We start from the raw sequence: 17832 nt of genomic DNA, 5'->3' as shown, positions 1-17832 counted from the left end.
CTGTGTGCTTCTTTCTGTGGGTCAGTGCAGGGATGGAAACCGGTGTGCGGGTCAGCCGACCGCACCCTCCATCTGCAGCTCGATGAGACGGTTGAGTTCCAGGGCGTATTCCATCGGCAGCTCGCGGGCGATCGGCTCGACGAAGCCGCGCACGATCATCGCCATCGCCTCGTCCTCCTCCAGACCACGCTGCATCAGGTAGAAGAGCTGGTCGTCGGAGACCTTGGAGACCGTGGCCTCGTGCGCCATCGAGACATTGTCCGTACGCACATCGACATAGGGGTAGGTGTCCGAGCGGCTGATCTGGTCCACCAGCAGGGCGTCGCACTTCACGCTGGAGGCGGAGTGATGGGCATTCTCCTGCACCTCCACCAGGCCACGGTAGGAGCTGCGGCCGCCACCACGGGCGACGGACTTGGAGATGATCGAGCTCGAGGTGTGGGGGGCGCAGTGCACCATCTTCGAGCCGGCGTCCTGGTGCTGGCCCTCGCCGGCGAAGGCGATGGACAGCGTCTCACCCTTGGCGTGCTCGCCCATCAGGTAGACGGCGGGGTACTTCATGGTGACCTTGGAACCGATGTTGCCGTCGATCCACTCCATGGTGGCCCCCTCTTCACAGGTGGCGCGCTTGGTCACCAGGTTGAAGACATTGTTCGACCAGTTCTGGATGGTGGTGTAGCGGACGCGGGCGTTCTTCTTCACCACGATCTCCACAACGGCCGAGTGCAGCGAGTCGGAGGAGTAGATCGGGGCGGTGCAGCCCTCGACGTAGTGCACGTAGGAGCCCTCGTCGGCAATGATCAACGTCCGCTCGAACTGGCCCATGTTCTCCGTGTTGATGCGGAAGTAGGCCTGCAACGGGATCTCGACGTGGACGCCCTTGGGCACGTAGATGAAGGAGCCACCGGACCAGACGGCCGAGTTCAGGGCGCTGAACTTGTTGTCACCGACGGGGATGACGGTGGCGAAGTACTCCTGGAAGAGCTCGGGGTACTCCTTGAGCGCGGTGTCGGTGTCCAGGAAGACGACGCCCTGGCGCTCCAGCTCCTCGTTGATCTTGTGGTAGACCACCTCGGACTCGTACTGGGCCGCGACGCCGGCCACCAGGCGGGCCTTCTCGGCCTCCGGGATTCCCAGCTTGTCGTAGGTGTTCTTGATGTCCTCCGGCAGGTCCTCCCAGGTCTGGGCCTGCTTCTCCGTGGAGCGCACGAAGTACTTGATGTTGTCGAAGTCGATGCCGCCGAGGTCTGCACCCCAGGTGGGCATGGGCTTGCGACCGAAGAGCTTGAGCCCCTTCATGCGCAGGTCCAGCATCCACTGCGGCTCGTTCTTGAGCTCGGAGATGTTGCGCACGACGTCCTCGTTCAGGCCGCGCTTGGCGGCCTGACCGGCGTCGTCCTTGTCATGCCAGCCGAAGCGGTAGTTGCCCAGCGCATCGAGGTGTTCGTCCTGGCTCGCGCCGGTGCCGGGGACGACCGGCTTGTTCTGCAGGTCAGTCATGGGATGTGGCCTTTCGATCGGGTGCTTCGGAGGAATCGCCGACAGTGGGTGCCAGCGTGGGAATGTGGGTGGTGCAGACGCCGTCGCCGTGGGCGATGGTGGCCAGCCGCTGGACGTGGCTTCCGAGCAGCCGGCTGAAGAGCTGGGTCTCGGCCTCGCACAGTTGCGGGAACTGCTCGGCGACGTGGGCCACCGGACAGTGGTGCTGGCACAGTTGCTCGCCGGCGTTCGCGCCGCCGGGGAGCTGGGTGGGCTTGACGCTCGCGACGTAGCCGTCGGTGTTGAGTGCCTGGGTCAGGACCTCGGAGGCGGCTGCCTCGGGCTGTTCGGCCCGGATCCGGTGGAAGGCATCCTCGACGTCGGCGACCCGCTGCTCAGCCAGGGCGCTGACGGCAGTGGGGCCGGCGGCCAGCACCAGCTGCTTGAGCGCGGCGATGGCCAGTTCGTCATAGGCCTGGTAGAAGGTCGCCCGGCCGGAGTCGGTCAGGGTGAAGACCTTGGCCGGACGCCCCCGGCCGCGCGATCCGTAGACCCGCTGTTCCCGGCCCTCGATGTGCCCTTGCTCCACCAGCACGCCGAGGTGGCGGCGGATGGCCGCCGGCGTCAGGTTGAGCCGCTCCCCCAGCTCGGCAGCCGTGCTGGCACCGTGCTCGAGGATGGAGCGGGCCACGCGTTCCCGGGTGGAAGCGTCCTCGTCGGGCTCGACGAGGCCCGGCTGTGCCACCTTCGCTGTCGTCTCGTCCGATTTCACAACGCCATGCTTACCTAATTGACTGGGGTCTTTCAAGAAAGCCTTGCCTAAGTTGCCCGAATCCCGCGGAGTGACCGTGCTTGGACCACCCCTCGGACGATCGACGTGGATTCAGCTGATCCACAGGTCCATTCCCACCCCGACCACTTGCTCCTTCAACAACTAGTGGGAACATGGTGAAACATCGCACGCGTCGCAGCGTCCGATGCCTCACCATGTCGGTGTTCCCACCCGGCCGGACAACGGTTGCCCGGCGCGAAGGGACACGAGAAAGGCACACCCACCATGAGTTCCACCATTGGCCGCCGCGGATTCATCGGCCTGGCCGGGCTGGCCGTCGGCGCCACCGCCCTCACCGCCTGCGGCGGCGAGTCCACCAGCAGCAGCACTCCCGCCGCCACCGCCTCGGCCGGCGGTTCCGCCGCCGCTGACGCCGGTACCATCACGGTCTGGACCGACTCCAACCGCGAGCCCGTCCTGAAGCCCGTGGCCGCCAAGTTCAAGACCGACACCGGCGTCACGGTGAAGCTGGTCGTCAAGGATTTCGGCAAGCTGGCCGATGACTTCGTCACCCAGGTCCCCACCGGCAAGGGTCCCGACGCGTCGATCATGCCGCACGACGCCACCGGCCGCCTGGTGCAGAACGGTGTCGTCTCCCCCATCGAGCTGGGCGACGCGAGCCTCTTCGAGGACGTTGCCGTCCAGGCCTTCACCTATGACGGTCAGGTCTACGGCCTGCCCTACTCCACCGAGTCGATCGCCATCCTGCGCAACACCGCCCTGGCTCCGGACAAGACACCGGACACCTTCGACGCCATGATCGAGGCCGGCAAGAAGGTCGTCGCCGGTGGCAAGGCCAAGTACCCCTTCCTGCTGGGCCTGGACGCCAAGACCTCCGACCCCTTCCACCTGTACCCCTTCCAGACCTCCTTCGGCGCCCCGATCTTCGAGCTGGGCGACAAGGGCTTCGACGCGTCGAAGCTGGCCATGGGCGGGGACAAGGGCGCCAAGTTCGCCACCTGGCTCGCCGACCAGGGCAAGGCCGGGATCCTCAACCTCAACATGACCCAGGACATCGCCAAGGCGCAGTTCTTCGCCGGCAAGGCCCCCTACTTCATCACCGGCCCGTGGAACCTGGCCGATGCCAAGAAGGCCGGCATCAAGTACGCCGTCGACGCGCTGCCCAAGGCCGGGGACCAGGAGGCCCAGGCCTTCGTCACCGTGCAGGGCTTCGTGATGTCCGCCAAGACCCAGAACTCGGTGGCCGTCAACAAGTTCCTCGTCGAGTACATCGGTTCCGTGGAGGTGCAGACCGAGCTCTACAAGGCCGGCCTGCGGGCCCCCGCCAACAAGGCCGCCTACGAGGCCGCCAAGGCCGATGCCGATGTCGCCTCCTTCGGTGAGGTCAGCGCGAAGGGCGTCCCGATGCCGAACATCCCCGCCATGAGCGGCGTGTGGACGGACTGGGGCACCGCCCAGGCCCAGATCATCGGCCAGAAGGCCAAGGATCCGGCGAAGACCTGGCAGGCCATGGTGGACACCCTGGACGCCAAGATCAAGAAGTCCTGATCCCAGGGCACTGGCCCCGGGGACGCCGCGCGCGTCCCCGGGGCCAGTGAACTCTCCCTGCAGACCAGTAGCCGTCACGAACAGACGAAGGGCCATGAGCACTCCACAGACCACCCTGTCCGGGGCAGAGCGCGAGCAGGCAGTCACCCGCGCCCAGTCCACCTATTCCGCCGGTCCACTGCCGTGGATCATCAAGATCGTCGTGCTGGGCCTGCTCGACGCCTTCCTCGTGATGGGCGCCATCACCGCTGTCGCCTCGGGCGCCTGGTGGATCCTGGCCGCCATCATCACGCTGCTGGTTCTGCTGAACGGCATCTACCTGCCGCCCAACCGCTTCCTGCCGGCGAAGTACCTCTTCCCGGGCCTGGTCTTCCTGTCCATCTTCTCGATCGGCGTGATCGGCTACACGGTCTACATCGCCTTCACCAACTACGGCGACGGGCACAACTCGTCGAAGGACGATGCGATCACCTCGATCCAGGCCAACAACACCACCCGCGTGCCCGGGTCCAAGGCCTACAAGTCCACGGTGGCCCTGAAGGACGGCAAGCTGCAGCTGGTCATCGTGGACCCGGCCACCAAGAAGGTGCGCGCCGCCGCGGACCAAGAGGTGCTCACCGATGTCGAGGGCGCCGAGCTGAGCAGCATCGGCGGCATCAAGGCGGTTCCCGGTTACGAGGTGCTCTCCTTCTCCGACGTCACCAAGCGCACCAAGGAGATTGCCGCCCTCAAGGTGAAGCTGGACGAGGACCCCAACTCCGCCTTCATCCGCACCACCACCGGCTCGGCGTCCTACGAGTACAAGTCGACACTGACCTACGACCCAGCCAAGGACACCTTCACCGACGCGAAGGGTGCCGTCTACCACGACTCCGGCAAGGGCTCCTTCGTCACCGACGACGGCAAGCGGATCGAGCCCGGCTGGAAGGTGGGCGTGGGCTTCGAGAACTTCAAGCGGGCCTTCACCAACCCGGACATCCGCGGCCCCTTCCTCAAGGTGACGGCCTGGACATTCGCCTTCGCCTTCCTCAGCGTCGCGAGCACCTTCGCGCTGGGCCTCTTCCTGGCCATCATGTTCAACGAACCGCGGATGCGGGGGCAGAAGATCTACCGCGTGCTGATGATCCTGCCCTATGCCTTCCCCGGCTTCCTGTCGGCATTGGTCTGGGCGGGCCTGTTGAACCAGGAGTTCGGCTTCATCAACGAGGTGCTGCTGGGTGGTGCGCGGATCCCGTGGCTGACGGACCCGGTCTGGGCCAAGGTCGCGGTCCTGCTGGTGAACCTGTGGCTCGGCTTCCCCTACATGTTCCTGGTGGCCACCGGTGCGCTGCAGTCGATACCCGACGACGTGCTGGAGGCCGCCCGGATGGACGGCGCCAGCACCTGGCAGACCTTCCGCCAGATCAAGCTGCCTCTGCTGATGGTGCCCCTGGCGCCGCTGCTGATCAGCTCCTTTGCCTTCAACTTCAACAACTTCGTGTTGATCTACCTGCTCACCAATGGCGGCCCGCAGTTCCAGGGCACCTCGCTGACCGCGGGCCACACGGACCTGTTGATCTCCATGGTCTTCAAGGTGGCCGGTTTCGGCGGCGGCAACCATGACTACGGTCTGGCCAGCGCCTTCGCCATCATCATCTTCTTCATCATCGGCGGCATCTCCTACCTGGGCTTCCGCCAGACCAAGACCCTGGAGAACCTGAACTGATGTCTACTCCCGTGGAACGCCATGACCTGGCCAGCGACCTGGTAGAGGTCGAACGTGTCGTGACGGCACACGATGGTTCTGCCATCGAGCTGCCGCCCCAGCCGAGGATGGGTTTCGGCAAGTGGATGAGGACCATCGGCTGGCGCCATCTCGTCGGCCTGGTCGCCGTCATCTTCTCCGCCTTCCCGCTGGTCTACGTGTTGTCCGCCTCGTTGAACCCGGCCGGCACCCTGACCGGCTCCAACAAGCTCTTCGACGCGGTCAGCCTGGAGAACTACTCCAAGCTGCTGGCCGACGAGAGCCGCCCCTACCTCAAGTGGTACGTCAACACCATCGTGATCGCCGCCGTCTCGGCCATCGGCTCGGTGCTGATCGGTGCCGCGGCGGCCTATGCCTTCAGCCGGATGCGCTTCAAGGGCCGCCGGCCGGGCCTGATGGGCCTGCTGCTGGTGCAGATGTTCCCCGCCCTACTGACGGTGGTGGCCATCTTCCTCCTGCTCACCAATCTGGGCGACGTCTTCCCGTCCTTGGGAGTCGGATCCCGGCTGGCACTGATCCTAGTCTACCTGGGCGGCGCGCTGGGCACCAACACCTACCTGATGTACGGCTTCTTCAACACCGTTCCCGCCTCACTGGACGAGGCGGCGCGGGTGGACGGGGCCGGCCATGCCCGGATCTTCTTCACGATCATTCTGCGCCTGGTGGCCCCCATCCTCGCGGTGGTCGGCCTGCTCAGCTTCAACGGCACCTTCACCGAATTCGTGATCGCCTCGGTGGTGCTGGGCAATGACTCCTCGAAGTCGACGCTGGCCATCGGGTTGTACCAGTACGTCTCGACGGAGAACAACACCTACTGGCCGATCTTCTCCGCCGGTGCCGTGCTGGCCGCCATCCCCGTGATGATCCTCTTCCTGTGGCTGCAGAAGTACATCGTCAGCGGCCTGACGGCTGGCTCGGTGAAGTAGGACGGGAATCGGGACCTCGGCTCACAGCGGCCAGGCCTCCTGCGCCGACGACGGGCGGATCACCAGACCGGTGATTCGCCCGTTGCGGTTCACCTGCACCTTGAGCAGGAGCTCGCCGTGCTCGTGCCGCAGCTCGACGCGGCCGACGGCGGGACCGACAACGGGACCGTCCCCGAGCCGCCCACCGGTCGGTGCGTGGCAGGTCACGGCAAGGGCGCTGACCGGATCGCCGTAACTGCCCAGCACGTCGCTCCAGACCTGCGCCACCAGACCGGCCGTGAGCTGGCGCGAAAAGGCCTGGGTCATCCGGGAGCGCAGGCGGCCGAAGTCGCCGGCACCGAGGTCGGCCACCACGTCGCGAACGAGGCTGGCCAGGTCGAGCTGCGGCACTGTCTCCATCACTGAACCGGTCTCGGGGTCGGTGGGGTGCCCGAAGCGTTTGAAGGCGGCCTGACGGGTGACGCCGAGCACGTCGGCAACCTCCTGCCAAGTGCAGCCCTCGACGCGAGCTCGCCGGACGCTGTCGTGCAGCGCCTGCTCGGCCCGCGACAGGTCGTCGCGAGCCGTGGCGATGGCATCCAGACTGTGCATCACTCCAGTGTGGCACCGCCTGTGCGGCCGGGCATCAGGAATCCGATCCCCAGTGCGGCGACGATCCCCCAGATCGCAGCCACACCGGGCTTGTCGGTGAGCAGCAGGAGGGCGAGGTAGCCCGCTGCCCCACCCCCGACGAGCTGCGCATTCTTGGCGCGACGCCATATGGCATCGCTGGTTCGGGCGAAGAGCTTGCCCGCCGCGGGGGCGCACCAAGCACCCACGACGAGGGCCAGGGCGGCGACGAGGGCCACCAGCACGACGGTGAGGGACAGCTGCCCTTGGAAGGGACGGCAGAACAGGACGGTCAGGACGGCTGTCACGAAGACTGAGGTCTGCATCGGGTTCATGGCTCCAGCATTGGACAGCATCGCGTGGCTGTCAACCATAGGTTGACATGCTTGAGCCGCGCACTGGAACAGAGACCCTCCCGTGGCCCCCACGGCTAGGGTTGGCGCGTGCGCTACATCTCGACGCGATCCCTGCCCGGCGACCCCGGAGCTCCCTTCTGCGACATCGTCCTGGAGGGCCTGGCCCCCGATGGTGGCCTCTACCTGCCGGTGAGCTACCCGCAGATCGGCGAGCGGCTGCCCGAACTACGCCGCATCTGGGAGACGGAGGGCTATGCCGGGCTCGGCTTCACCATCCTCAGCGAGTTCATCGACGACATCCCGGCCGAGGACCTGCGCGGCATCTGCCAGCGGGCCTGGAATGCCGACGTCTTCGGCAGCCCGGAGGTGGCACCCGTCGAGGAATTGCGCGACGGGCTGTGGCTCTGCCACCTGTCCAACGGCCCTACCGCCGCCTTCAAGGACATGGCGATGCAACTGCTGGGCCAGCTCTTCGAGTACGAGCTGGGCCGCCGCGGACGGGAGATGAACATCGTCGGCGCCACCAGCGGCGACACCGGATCGGCCGCCGAGTACGCGATGCGCGGCCGGCAGCACATCCGGGTCTTCATGCTCACCCCCAAGGGCCGGATGACTCCCTTCCAGCAGGCCCAGATGTTCTCCATCGACGACCCGGCCATCACCAACATCGCCGTCGACGGCGTCTTCGACGACTGCCAGGACCTGGTGAAAGCCGTCAGCAATGACCTGGCCTTCAAGGCCGAGCACTCCATCGGGGCCGTGAACTCCATCAACTGGGCCCGCCTGGTGGCACAGGTGGTCTACTACGTCGCGGCCTGGGTCCAGGTGACCGGCAGCGACGAGCAGGAGGTCTCCTTCTGCGTGCCCAGCGGCAACTTCGGCAACATCTGCGCCGGCCACGTCGCACGCCAGATGGGACTGCCGATCAGGACCCTGCTCCTGGCCACCAATGAGAACAATGTCCTCGACGAGTTCTTCCGCACCGGCGTCTACCGGGTGCGCAGCTCCGCCGAGACGCTGGAGACCTCCAGCCCGAGCATGGACATCTCCAAGGCCAGCAATTTCGAGCGATTCGTCTTCGACCTGCTGGGCCGCGACGGCGAACGCGTCGCGGACCTCTTCGGGGTCCAGCTTGCCCAGCAGGGATTCTTCGACCTGTCGGAGACCGACGAGTTCCGCAGCCTGCAAGAGGACTTTGGTTTCGCCTCGGGGTCCTCCACCCATGCCGACCGCGTCGCCACGATCCAGCAGGTCTGGGACGAGTGCGGGGTGATGATCGACCCACACACCGCCGACGGGGTCAAGGTCGCCACGTCGACCGAGCCTGTCGAGGTCCCCATGGTCGTGCTGGAGACGGCGCTGCCGGTGAAGTTCGCCGCCACCATCAGGGAAGCGCTGGACCGTGAACCGGAGGTCCCCGCGGCCTTCGCACACCTCGATGCCCTGCCCCGCCACGTCGTCGACCTGCCCAAGGACGTCGAGGCGCTCAAGGCACTGATCGTGTCCAAGGTCTCCACGAGCCCGGTCTAGACTGTCGCGGTGACTTCTACCCCCCACGCCAGCGAGCCCAGCGCAGCACTGGACCTGCGCGACGTGGCGGTGAGCTTCGGTCGCAAGACCGCCCTTGCCGGCCTCAGTCTGAGCGCCGCACGAGGCGAGATCACCGCTGTCCTCGGCCCCAACGGTGCCGGCAAGACCACCATGATCCGCTGCTGCACCGGTCTGGTGGCCCCGGACGCCGGCAGCATCCGGGTGCTCGGGCACGCCGCGGGAAGCCCCGAAGCATCCAACCGGATCGGGCTGATGCCGCAGTCCACCGGCGCCTGGAGCGGCATCCGCGCCGAGGAGCTGCTGCACTACCTGGCCGGTCTGTACGCCAATCCGCAGGACGTCGACGAGCTGATGGACCTGCTGGGCATCACCGACTTCGCCCGGACCCCCTACCGTCGGCTGTCCGGCGGCCAGCAGCAGAGCGTCAATCTTGCCGGAGCCCTGGTCGGACGCCCGGAGTTGGTCTTCCTCGACGAGCCGACGGCCGGCATGGACCCGCACGTGCGCCGTCACACCTGGCAGGTGATCCGCAAGCTGCGCGACGACGGCGTCGCCGTGCTCCTCACCACCCACGCGATGGACGAGGCGGAACGGCTGGCGGACCACGTCTGGATGGTGGACCAGGGCCGCGTCGTGGTCAGCGGCACCGTACAAGAACTGACCCGTGAGGCGCCCCTGGAGGACGTCTTCCTGCTCAACACCACCGCCCGCGTCGGCGGCCACTCCCGACGAGGAGGACGTCGATGATCGTCGACAAGCCACTGGACACGCCGCTGGACTTCGCCCCGGATGCCGCGCCGGCCAATCGCGGGGCGATGATCCGCAACCACGCCCTGACCGAGGCGAAGCTGATCCTGCGCAATGGCGAACAGCTGATGATCGCCCTGCTGATCCCGCTGGGACTGCTCTTCTTCGGGCACTTCGCCGACGGCCGCTACGGCATCACGGAGAACCACGTCGCCCCCAATGTGCTGGCGTTGGCCGTGTGGAGCTCCTGCTTCACGTCACTGGCCATCGCGACGGCCTTCGAACGGCGATACGGCGTCCTGGAACGACTGTCCGCCACGCCGCTGGGCCACGGCGGCCTGCTGGCCGGCAAGGCGGTGGGCATCACCATCATCGCCACCGGGCAGTTCCTGCTGCTCGGTGCCGTCGGGCAGCTGCTGGGCTGGCGGATCGAGCCGTCTGCGCTGCAGTGGCCCGTGATGCTGCTGGGCGTACCCCTGGCCATGTTCGTCTTCGCCAACCTGGCGCTGGCAATGGCCGGCCTTCTGCGCGCCGAGGCCACGCTGGCCTTCGCCAACATCATCTACCTGGTGGGGCTGATGGCCGGGGGCATCATGTGGCCGGTCAGCTCCTTCCCCACTCGCCTGCAGCCCCTCATCGCCGGCACCCCGACGGGTGCACTGGGCGAGATCCTGCGCCACTGGACCTCCGGTGGCGTCACCTGGACCTCACTGCTGGTCCTGATCGTGTGGGCCGTCGTGGCCCACCTCATTGCCCGAAAGGCCTTCCGATGGACGTCGTGACAAGCTCTCCTGCCGCTGAGATGGGCGGCCTGTTCGGCACCCGACGCGCCCTGCGCGGCTGGACCATCGCCAACCTGGTGGCCAACTGCGGAATCATCGTCACCGGCGCCGTGGTGCGGCTAACCGGCTCCGGCCTGGGCTGCGACACCTGGCCCAAGTGCAGCGACGAGTCCTACACCGCCCACCCCGCGCTGGGCTGGCACTCCTATGTAGAGTTCGGCAACCGCACGCTCACCTTCGTGCTGCTGGCCATCGCCATCGCCACCGTGGTCACCGCCATCCGTTCGGGTGCCCCGCAGCGGGAGCGGATGATGGCGTGGTTGATCTTCGCCGGCATCCCCTTGCAAGGTGTGATCGGCGGCATCACGGTACTCACCCACCTGAACCCGTGGGTGGTGGCGCTGCACCTGTTGCTCTCGGTGATGCTGATCGCCTGGTGTGTGCGCCTCGTTCAGTGGAGCGGCGACGGCGAGCCCGTGACGGTGGCTCCCCTGCACCGCACGCTGGTGACCGTGCTCTTCTGGCTGCTGATGTTCGGCCTGTGGCTGGGAACCGTCGTCACCGGCGCCGGCCCCAACTCCGGTGACCATGGCGCGGCTCGCAACAACCTGGAGATCGAGACCGTCGCCAAGGCCCACGCCTGGACCATCTGGGCGGTCGTTGCCCTCACCATCGCCCTGCTCGTCATCGCGATCCGCACTGGCAACCTGCGACTGCGCTCGATGGTGCTCTGGCTGCTGGCCGCCGAACTGCTGCAGGGTGCCATCGGCTACGCCCAGTACTTCAACGGACTGCCGATGGGCCTGGTGATCTGCCACATGATCGGCATCGGCCTGGTGACCACCGCCGTCAGCTGGCTGTACTACGGCACCCGTCGCGGCCTGCCCGCCTGAGGCCCTCCGTCCGGTCAGACCCGGGTGGGGTTGAAGCCCCCGTCGCTGAACAGGCGCTGGCCATTGATCCAGCTCCCCTGCTCCGAGAGCAGCCAGGCCACCAGGTTGGCGGTGGTCTCCGGGCCGCCCAGCTTCCCGCCCGGGGTCATGCCGCCCAGCGTCGCGCGGGTCTCGTCGTCCATCCAGCCGGTGTCGATCGGGCCCGGGTTGATCACATTGCACCGGATCTGGCGATCGGCCAGTTCGGTGGCCCCGGCGATCACCAGCCGGTCCAGCGCGCCCTTGGTGACGCCATAGGGCAGGTTGAAGGCGACGTGGTCGCTGGTCAGCGCCAGCACCACTCCCCCGTCCGGCCCCGCCTTCTCCGCGAAGGCGCGGGTGAGCAGCCACGGGGCGCGCACGTTCACCGCATAGTGCCGGTCGAAGCTGTCCACGGTGGTGCTGAAGTAGTCGGAGTCGACGCTCTCGCAGTGGCTCATCACCAGCGCGTCCAAGACTCCCAGCTGTCTGTGTGCCTGCTCCACGACAGTGGCGGGGACCGCAGGGTCTGACAGGTCCCCCGGCACCAGCGTGACGGTGCTGCCGGTGGCACGCAGTTCGTCGGCCAGCAGCTCCACGTCGGAGGGCTCGTGCATGACGCGCTGGTCATAGTCGGCGTGGTAGCCCAGGGCCAGGCTCCAGCCGTCATCGGCGAGACGTCGAGCAATCGCCGCCCCGATCCCGCGTCGACGGCCCACTCCGGTGATCAGGACAGCACTCATGCGCCCCAATCTAGCGGCAGGGATCAGAAGACGAGCGGATCAATGGCGATGGCGAGGAAGAGGATGGCCAGGTAGCTGTTGGACCAGTGGAACAGGCGCATCGCCTTCAGCTCGGCGTCACGCTTGCCGGCCTTGGCGCGCAGCAGCAGCTGCACGGCCTCCCAGAGGAAGACGGCGCCGGAGACGATGGCAACCAGCGGGTAGAGCCAGCCGGTGTGCGCCACGGGCCACAGGGCCAGGGTGGTGGCGACGGTGGCCACCGAGTAGGCCAGGATCCGACGGCAGACACCCACGGCGTCCATCACGACGGGAAGCATGGGCACCTCGGCGGCGGCATAGTCCTCGCGGTAGCGGAAGGCCAGCGCCCAGGTGTGCGGCGGGGTCCAGAAGAAGACCACCAGGAAGAGGATCAGCGGCGTCCAGTCCACCCGTCCGGTGATGGCGGTCCAGCCGATCAGGGGCGGGAAGCAGCCGGCGATGCCACCCCAGACGATGTTCTGGCTGGTGGAGCGCTTCAGCCACATCGTGTAGACGAAGACGTAGAAGGCGTTCGCCGCCAGCGCCAGGCCGGCGGACAGCCAGTTGGCACCCAGGCCCAGCATCAGGGTGGAGACGACGGCCAGGGCCACGGCGAAGATCCAGGCATTGCGGGCGGGCACCTGGTGGCGCGGCATCGGACGGCGCCGGGTGCGGCGCATCTTCTCGTCGATGTCCGCATCGAGGATGCAGTTGAAGGCATTGGCGCTGCCGGCGCTCAGCATGCCGCCGAGCATCGTCCAGGTGGCGACGCCCAGTGGCGGCAGGCCCTTCGCGGCGAGGAACATCACCGGAAGCGTGGTGGTCAGCAGCAGTTCGATGATGCGGGGCTTGGTGAGGGCGACATAGGCCTTCACGACGTCGGCGGTGTTGGCCCGGCCGAGGTGGAGCTCGGGATCCGCAACGGCATCGACTGCCCGGCCGGCGGCGCCGTCACGAACGGCGGTCGCGGCATTCCTGACAGTGCTGTGCGTGGTCACGTGGCTATTCCCTCCCCTGGGCGCGGCCGTCGCCATGCTGCCCTCGACCCCGGTCTGCCGGGGTAACTGGAGCGATTCTACGCACTCGGACCAACAAAACCGATTCCGTGTGCCGGGGCCCGGTTCCGGGCAACACCCGCCAAGCGCTGGGCGCGGCGTCCACCACTGGCTAGCGTTGGTGCTGGAAACGCATCCAGCCCAGGAGGTAGCAGTGAACGACCGTCTCAAGGCCCTTGCAGACCAGGGCGTGTCCATCTGGCTGGACGACCTGTCCCGGGAGCGCCTGACCAGTGGGGACCTCGCCGAACTCATCGAGCAGAAGTCCGTCACCGGCGTCACCACCAATCCCACGATCTTCGCCGCCGCCCTGTCCCACGGCGAGTCCTATGCCGGGCAGGTCGCCGAGCTCGAGGCCGCCGGCGTGACCGCCGTCGACGAGGTGATCAGGCACCTGACCAGCACCGACGTCCGTGACGCCTGTGACCTGTTCGCGGGCATCAACGCGGAGACCGACGGGGTCGACGGCCGTGTCTCCATCGAGGTGGAGCCAGGATTGGCCATGGACGCCGAGGGCACCGTCGCGCAGGCCAAGGAGCTCTTCACCACGGTGGACAGGCCCAATGTCCTGGTCAAGATCCCCGCCACGAAGCCGGGGCTGGAGGCCATCCGGCGCACCATCGCCGAGGGGATCAGCGTCAATGTCACCCTGATCTTCTCCATCGAGCGCTACCGCGAGGTGCTCGACGCCTGGCTGGGCGGCCTGGAGGATGCCCTGGCCGCCGGGCGGGAGATCGACGAGATCCACTCCGTGGCCAGCTTCTTCGTCTCCCGGGTGGATGCCGAGGTGGACAAGCAACTGGAGGCCATCGGCACGGACGAGGCCTTGGTCCTGCGCGGGCGCGCGGCAGTGGCCAATGCCCGGATCGCCTACGCGGCCTGGCTGGAGGTGATGACCGGCGAGCGCTGGGCCACCCTCAGGAACCGCGGTGCCCACCCGCAGCGTCCGTTGTGGGCGTCGACGGGCGTGAAGAACCCCGACTACGACGACACGATGTACGTCACGCAGCTGGTGGCCGACGGATGCGTCAACACCATGCCCGAGAAGACGATGGATGCCGTCGCGGACCACGGCCAGGTCACCGGCGACACGATCACCGACAACATCGACGACGCGATCGGCGTGATGGGGCAGCTGCAGGAGGTGGGCATCGACCTCGACGACGTCGTGGCCCAACTGGAGGACGAGGGCGTCTCGAAGTTCAATGCCTCCTGGGAGGAACTGGTCAGTAGCGTAGGTTCGGTGCTGCAGGAACCGCAGCCCTGACCGTCCCCCACCCAAGGAGCGTTCGTGAACGACGACCACCGCAGCAATCCGCTGAGGGATCCCCGGGATCGCAGGCTCCCCCGCATCGCGGGCCCCTGCGCCCTGGTGATCTTCGGCGTGACCGGTGACCTGGCCGGCAAGAAGCTGCTGCCCGCCGTCTATGACCTGGCCAATCGTGGGCTTCTGCCGCCCGGCTTCGCGCTGGTGGGCTATGCCCGTCGCGACTGGGACGACGAGGCCTTCGCGTCGGTGGTGCTGGAGAGCGTCAAGAAGAATGCCCGCACCCCCTTCAAGGAGGAGGTGTGGACGCAGCTTCGCCGCGGCATCCGGTTCGTCAGTGGCAACTTCAGCGACGACGAGGGCTTCCAGGCCTTGCGCGAGACCCTGCGTGACCTGGAGGAGAGCCAGGGCACGGCGGGCAACAATGCCTTCTACCTGTCCATCCCGCCGGGCCACTTCGACGGTGTCGTGGGCAAGCTGCGTCGGCTCGGTCTGGCCGACCAGGGCGGTGCCCGGTGGAGCAGGGTGATCATCGAGAAGCCCTTCGGCCATGACCTGGAGAGCGCGCAGGAGCTGAACCGGGTCGTGGGCAGCGTCTTCCCACCCGAGTCGGTCTTCCGGATCGACCACTACCTGGGCAAGGAGACGGTGCAGAACATGCTGGCGGTGCGTTTCGCCAACCAGATGTTCGAGCCGATCTGGAACAACAACTACGTCAGCCACGTGCAGATCACCATGGCCGAGGACATCGGTATCGGCGGCCGCGCGGGCTACTACGACGGCATCGGCGCTGCCCGCGACGTCATCCAGAACCACCTGCTGCAGTTGATGGCATTGACCGCGATGGAGGAGCCCAACAACTTCGAGGCCGACGAGCTGCGGGCGGAGAAGCGCAAGGTGCTGGCGGCTGCCTCCACCCCGGCCGACCTTGCGGCCCACACTGCCCGTGGGCAGTACCTGGGCGGCTGGCAGGGCGGAGAGAAGGTCAGGGGCTATCTGGAGGAGGAGGGCATCGAGCCGGGCTCGATGACCGAGACCTATGCCGCGATCCGAGTCGACGTAGACAACCGACGTTGGGCGGGCGTTCCCTTCTACCTGCGCACCGCCAAGCGGATGCCCCGACGGGTGACGGAGATCGCGCTGAACTTCAAGCGGGCCCCGCACCTGCCCTTCGCGGACACCGACACCCAGGAGATGGGGACCAATGCCCTGGTGATGCGGATCCAGCCCGACGAGGGCGTCACCATGCGTTTCGGGGCCAAGGTGCCCGGCACCGCGATGGAGATCCGCGAGGTGAGCATGGACTTCGGCTACGGCGGCTCCTTCACCGAAAGCTCACCGGAGGCCTACGAGCGCCTCATCCTGGACGTCCTGCTGGGCGACCCGCCGCTCTTCCCGCAGCACGAGGAGGTGGAACTGGGATGGAAGATCCTGGACCCGGTGCTGGACTTCTGGGCATCGACGGGTGAGCAGCCGGAAGGATATGCGGCCGGCACCTGGGGCCCAGCCAGCGCCGACGAGATGCTGGCCCGTGACGGTTTCACCTGGCGACGTCCCTGAAAGGCGCGGACATGATCATCGAACTCGAGAACACCTCCACCGCCCAGGTCGCGCGGGAGATCCGCCACGGCCACCGCAGCACCGGCACCTCCGCGATGGCCTTCACCCTGGTGGTGGTCACCCAGGAGAAGCACTACGACAAGGTGATCCACGCCTGCCTGCAGGCGGGAGGTGAACACCCGTCGCGGATCCTGGTGGTGGTGCACGCCATCGGCCAGGAGTCACGGCTGGACGCCCAGATCCGGATGGGTGAGGGAATCCCCGGTGACCTGGTGACCCTCCGGATGTCCGGGGAACTGGCCCAGCACAGTGCCTCGGTGGTGCTGCCATTGCTGCTGCCCGATTCCAAGGTGGTCGTCTGGTGGCCCAATGCCTCCCCGGAATCACCCTCCGACGACCAGATCGGTGCCCTGGCGACCCGTCGGATCACCGATGCCGCGGGGGCCAGCGACCCCGTCTCCGCCGTCGTGGTGCGGGCCCGCTACCACTCCCCCGGCGACACGGACCTCACCTGGACCCGTCTCACGCCCTGGCGAGCCCTGTTGGCCGCAGCCGTGGACCAGTACCCGGGCCGCGTACGGCACGCCACCGTCGAGGCGGCCAAGGACAATGCCCCCGCCGAGTTGATGGCCGCCTGGCTGCAGGCACGGCTCGGCGTCGAGGTGGAACGCAAGTTCACCAAGGGACCTGGCATGACCGGCATCCGGTTGACCACCGCGGCCGGTGACATCGCCCTGCTCCGCCCCGGCAAGGCCAGCACGGCCACCTACCTGGTGCCCGGGCAGCCGCAGCGCGAGGTGGCACTCAAGCGTCGCGAGATCAACGAACTCATCACCGAGGAGCTGCGCCGCATGGACCCGGACCTGATCTTCCACCAGGCAACACAGGTGCTCCTGGAGCGCGAGACGGCGCGCGCGGCGCAGCCGGAGGGAAAGGCTGACGAGAAATGAGCGCACCGCGCGTGCTGCGGCACGATGACCTCGACGAGCTGGTGCAGGACGCCGCCCAGTCACTGATGGACACGCTGCTGGGGCTGCAGGCCACCCAGGAGACCGTGCACCTGTGCCTCACCGGCGGCCGGATGGCGAACCAGATCTATGAACGTTTCGCGGAACTGGTCCCCGACTCCGGGCTCAACACCCAGGCGCTGCACCTGTGGTGGGGGGACGAGCGCTTCGTGCCCACCACCGACCCCGAGCGCCATGCCCTGCGCACGCTGTCGATCCTGGCCCGCACGCTCCAACTGTCCAGCGCCCAGACCCATCCGATGCCCGCCAGCGGCGGCAAGGCGGATCCGGGTGAGGCCGCCTACGCCTATGCGCACGAGCTGGGCAACACCATCTTCGACGTCTGCCTGCTGGGGCTGGGTGTCGACGGTCACGTCGCCTCCCTCTTCCCGGGACGGCTGGACGACACCTCCAGCTCCCTGGCCGTGGGCGTGAACGACGCGCCGCAGGCCCCCTCGGAACGGATCAGCCTCACCCTGAACGCCATCAACCGCTCGCGCCGGGTGTGGCTGTGGGTTGGTGGCGAACAGAAGGCCTCCGTCGTGGCGCGGGCCCTGGCGGGTGACCCCGATCTGCCCGCCGCCCATGTTCGCGGCCAGTTGGAGACGCTGTGGTTCCTGGACGCCGAGGCAGCCTCCCAGCTGCCCCAGTACCGGTGTGAACTCTGAGGCACGACAGCCCCGGAAGACGACGACGGCCCCCGACCAGCAGGTCGGGGGCCGTCTCAGCCAGTTGG

Annotated in this window: 17 protein-coding genes; 11 read left to right on the top strand and 6 right to left on the bottom strand. The window is 67.3% G+C overall.

The window, feature by feature from the left end; genetic code table 11:
- Nucleotides 1–51: 51 nt before the first annotated feature.
- Together sufB and EDD41_RS14480 are read right to left on the bottom strand one after the other, a co-directional pair.
- A complete protein-coding gene (gene sufB, locus EDD41_RS14485; RefSeq protein WP_094766067.1) occupies nt 52–1500 on the bottom strand; it encodes a Fe-S cluster assembly protein SufB in 1449 nt (482 codons plus the stop codon).
- Entirely contained in the window at nt 1493–2224 is a 732-nt protein-coding gene (locus EDD41_RS14480) for a helix-turn-helix transcriptional regulator (RefSeq protein ID WP_211336668.1), read from the bottom strand. Before EDD41_RS14480 ends, sufB begins: the two co-directional genes overlap by 8 nt.
- Before the next feature lie 312 nt (nt 2225–2536).
- Between EDD41_RS14480 and EDD41_RS14475 the strand changes: the two genes are divergently transcribed.
- From EDD41_RS14475 to EDD41_RS14465, 3 genes are all read left to right on the top strand, one after another.
- Nucleotides 2537–3820 (top strand): sugar ABC transporter substrate-binding protein, encoded by a 1284-nt coding sequence (locus EDD41_RS14475; protein WP_123576388.1) that lies wholly within the window; start codon nt 2537–2539, stop codon nt 3818–3820.
- A gap of 94 nt (nt 3821–3914) precedes the next feature.
- A complete protein-coding gene (locus EDD41_RS14470; RefSeq protein WP_123576387.1) occupies nt 3915–5525 on the top strand; it encodes an ABC transporter permease subunit in 1611 nt (536 codons plus the stop codon).
- Between the two features lie 107 nt (nt 5526–5632).
- Nucleotides 5633–6490 (top strand): ABC transporter permease subunit, encoded by an 858-nt coding sequence (locus tag EDD41_RS14465; RefSeq protein WP_123577144.1) that lies wholly within the window; start codon nt 5633–5635, stop codon nt 6488–6490.
- A 21-nt stretch (nt 6491–6511) separates the two neighbouring features.
- On the opposite strand, the gene EDD41_RS14460 is transcribed toward EDD41_RS14465, so the two are convergent.
- A complete protein-coding gene (locus EDD41_RS14460; RefSeq protein WP_123576386.1) occupies nt 6512–7081 on the bottom strand; it encodes a hypothetical protein in 570 nt (189 codons plus the stop codon).
- Entirely contained in the window at nt 7081–7473 is a 393-nt protein-coding gene (locus tag EDD41_RS14455) for a hypothetical protein (RefSeq protein ID WP_094766072.1), read from the bottom strand. Before EDD41_RS14455 ends, EDD41_RS14460 begins: the two co-directional genes overlap by 1 nt.
- A gap of 69 nt (nt 7474–7542) precedes the next feature.
- Between EDD41_RS14455 and thrC the strand changes: the two genes are divergently transcribed.
- From thrC to EDD41_RS14435, 4 genes are read left to right on the top strand one after another with little or no spacing between them, the layout of a single operon-like run.
- Entirely contained in the window at nt 7543–8985 is a 1443-nt protein-coding gene (thrC, locus tag EDD41_RS14450; protein ID WP_123576385.1) for a threonine synthase, read from the top strand.
- A 9-nt stretch (nt 8986–8994) separates the two neighbouring features.
- Nucleotides 8995–9753 (top strand): ABC transporter ATP-binding protein, encoded by a 759-nt coding sequence (locus tag EDD41_RS14445; protein ID WP_179110754.1) that lies wholly within the window; start codon nt 8995–8997, stop codon nt 9751–9753.
- Entirely contained in the window at nt 9750–10535 is a 786-nt protein-coding gene (locus EDD41_RS14440; protein ID WP_123576384.1) for an ABC transporter permease, read from the top strand. The genes EDD41_RS14445 and EDD41_RS14440 overlap by 4 nt, the downstream gene beginning before the upstream one ends.
- A complete protein-coding gene (locus EDD41_RS14435) occupies nt 10523–11428 on the top strand; it encodes a COX15/CtaA family protein (RefSeq protein ID WP_245995664.1) in 906 nt (301 codons plus the stop codon). Before EDD41_RS14440 ends, EDD41_RS14435 begins: the two co-directional genes overlap by 13 nt.
- 14 nt (nt 11429–11442) lie before the next feature.
- Here EDD41_RS14435 and EDD41_RS14430 read toward each other — a convergent pair whose 3' ends face one another.
- Together EDD41_RS14430 and EDD41_RS14425 are read right to left on the bottom strand one after the other, a co-directional pair.
- A complete protein-coding gene (locus EDD41_RS14430; RefSeq protein WP_123576382.1) occupies nt 11443–12189 on the bottom strand; it encodes an SDR family oxidoreductase in 747 nt (248 codons plus the stop codon).
- 23 nt (nt 12190–12212) lie between these two features.
- Entirely contained in the window at nt 12213–13205 is a 993-nt protein-coding gene (locus EDD41_RS14425; protein ID WP_342769275.1) for a heme o synthase, read from the bottom strand.
- Nucleotides 13206–13416: 211 nt separating this feature from the next.
- Between EDD41_RS14425 and tal the strand changes: the two genes are divergently transcribed.
- From tal to pgl, 4 genes are read left to right on the top strand one after another with little or no spacing between them, the layout of a single operon-like run.
- On the top strand, nt 13417–14529 hold the full coding sequence (gene tal, locus EDD41_RS14420) for a transaldolase (protein ID WP_211336667.1): 1113 nt from the start codon (nt 13417–13419) through the stop codon (nt 14527–14529).
- Nucleotides 14530–14553: 24 nt separating this feature from the next.
- A complete protein-coding gene (gene zwf / locus EDD41_RS14415) occupies nt 14554–16089 on the top strand; it encodes a glucose-6-phosphate dehydrogenase (RefSeq protein ID WP_123576379.1) in 1536 nt (511 codons plus the stop codon).
- Between the two features lie 11 nt (nt 16090–16100).
- Complete coding sequence (locus EDD41_RS14410) at nt 16101–17039, top strand: glucose-6-phosphate dehydrogenase assembly protein OpcA (RefSeq protein ID WP_123576378.1); 939 nt, start codon at nt 16101–16103, stop codon at nt 17037–17039.
- Nucleotides 17036–17764 carry a 6-phosphogluconolactonase gene (gene pgl / locus EDD41_RS14405; protein WP_123576377.1) on the top strand — a complete coding sequence of 243 codons (729 nt, stop codon included), beginning with the start codon at nt 17036–17038 and terminating at the stop codon, nt 17762–17764. The genes EDD41_RS14410 and pgl overlap by 4 nt, the downstream gene beginning before the upstream one ends.
- The last annotated feature ends 68 nt before the right edge of the window (nt 17765–17832 follow it).

It is taken from the genome of Luteococcus japonicus, assembly GCF_003752415.1.
In the GTDB taxonomy this organism is placed as follows: Bacteria; Actinomycetota; Actinomycetes; order Propionibacteriales; family Propionibacteriaceae; genus Luteococcus; species Luteococcus japonicus.
The sequence above is the reverse complement of the archived record's forward strand: the minus strand, read 5'-3'. Positions and strand labels throughout refer to the sequence as shown.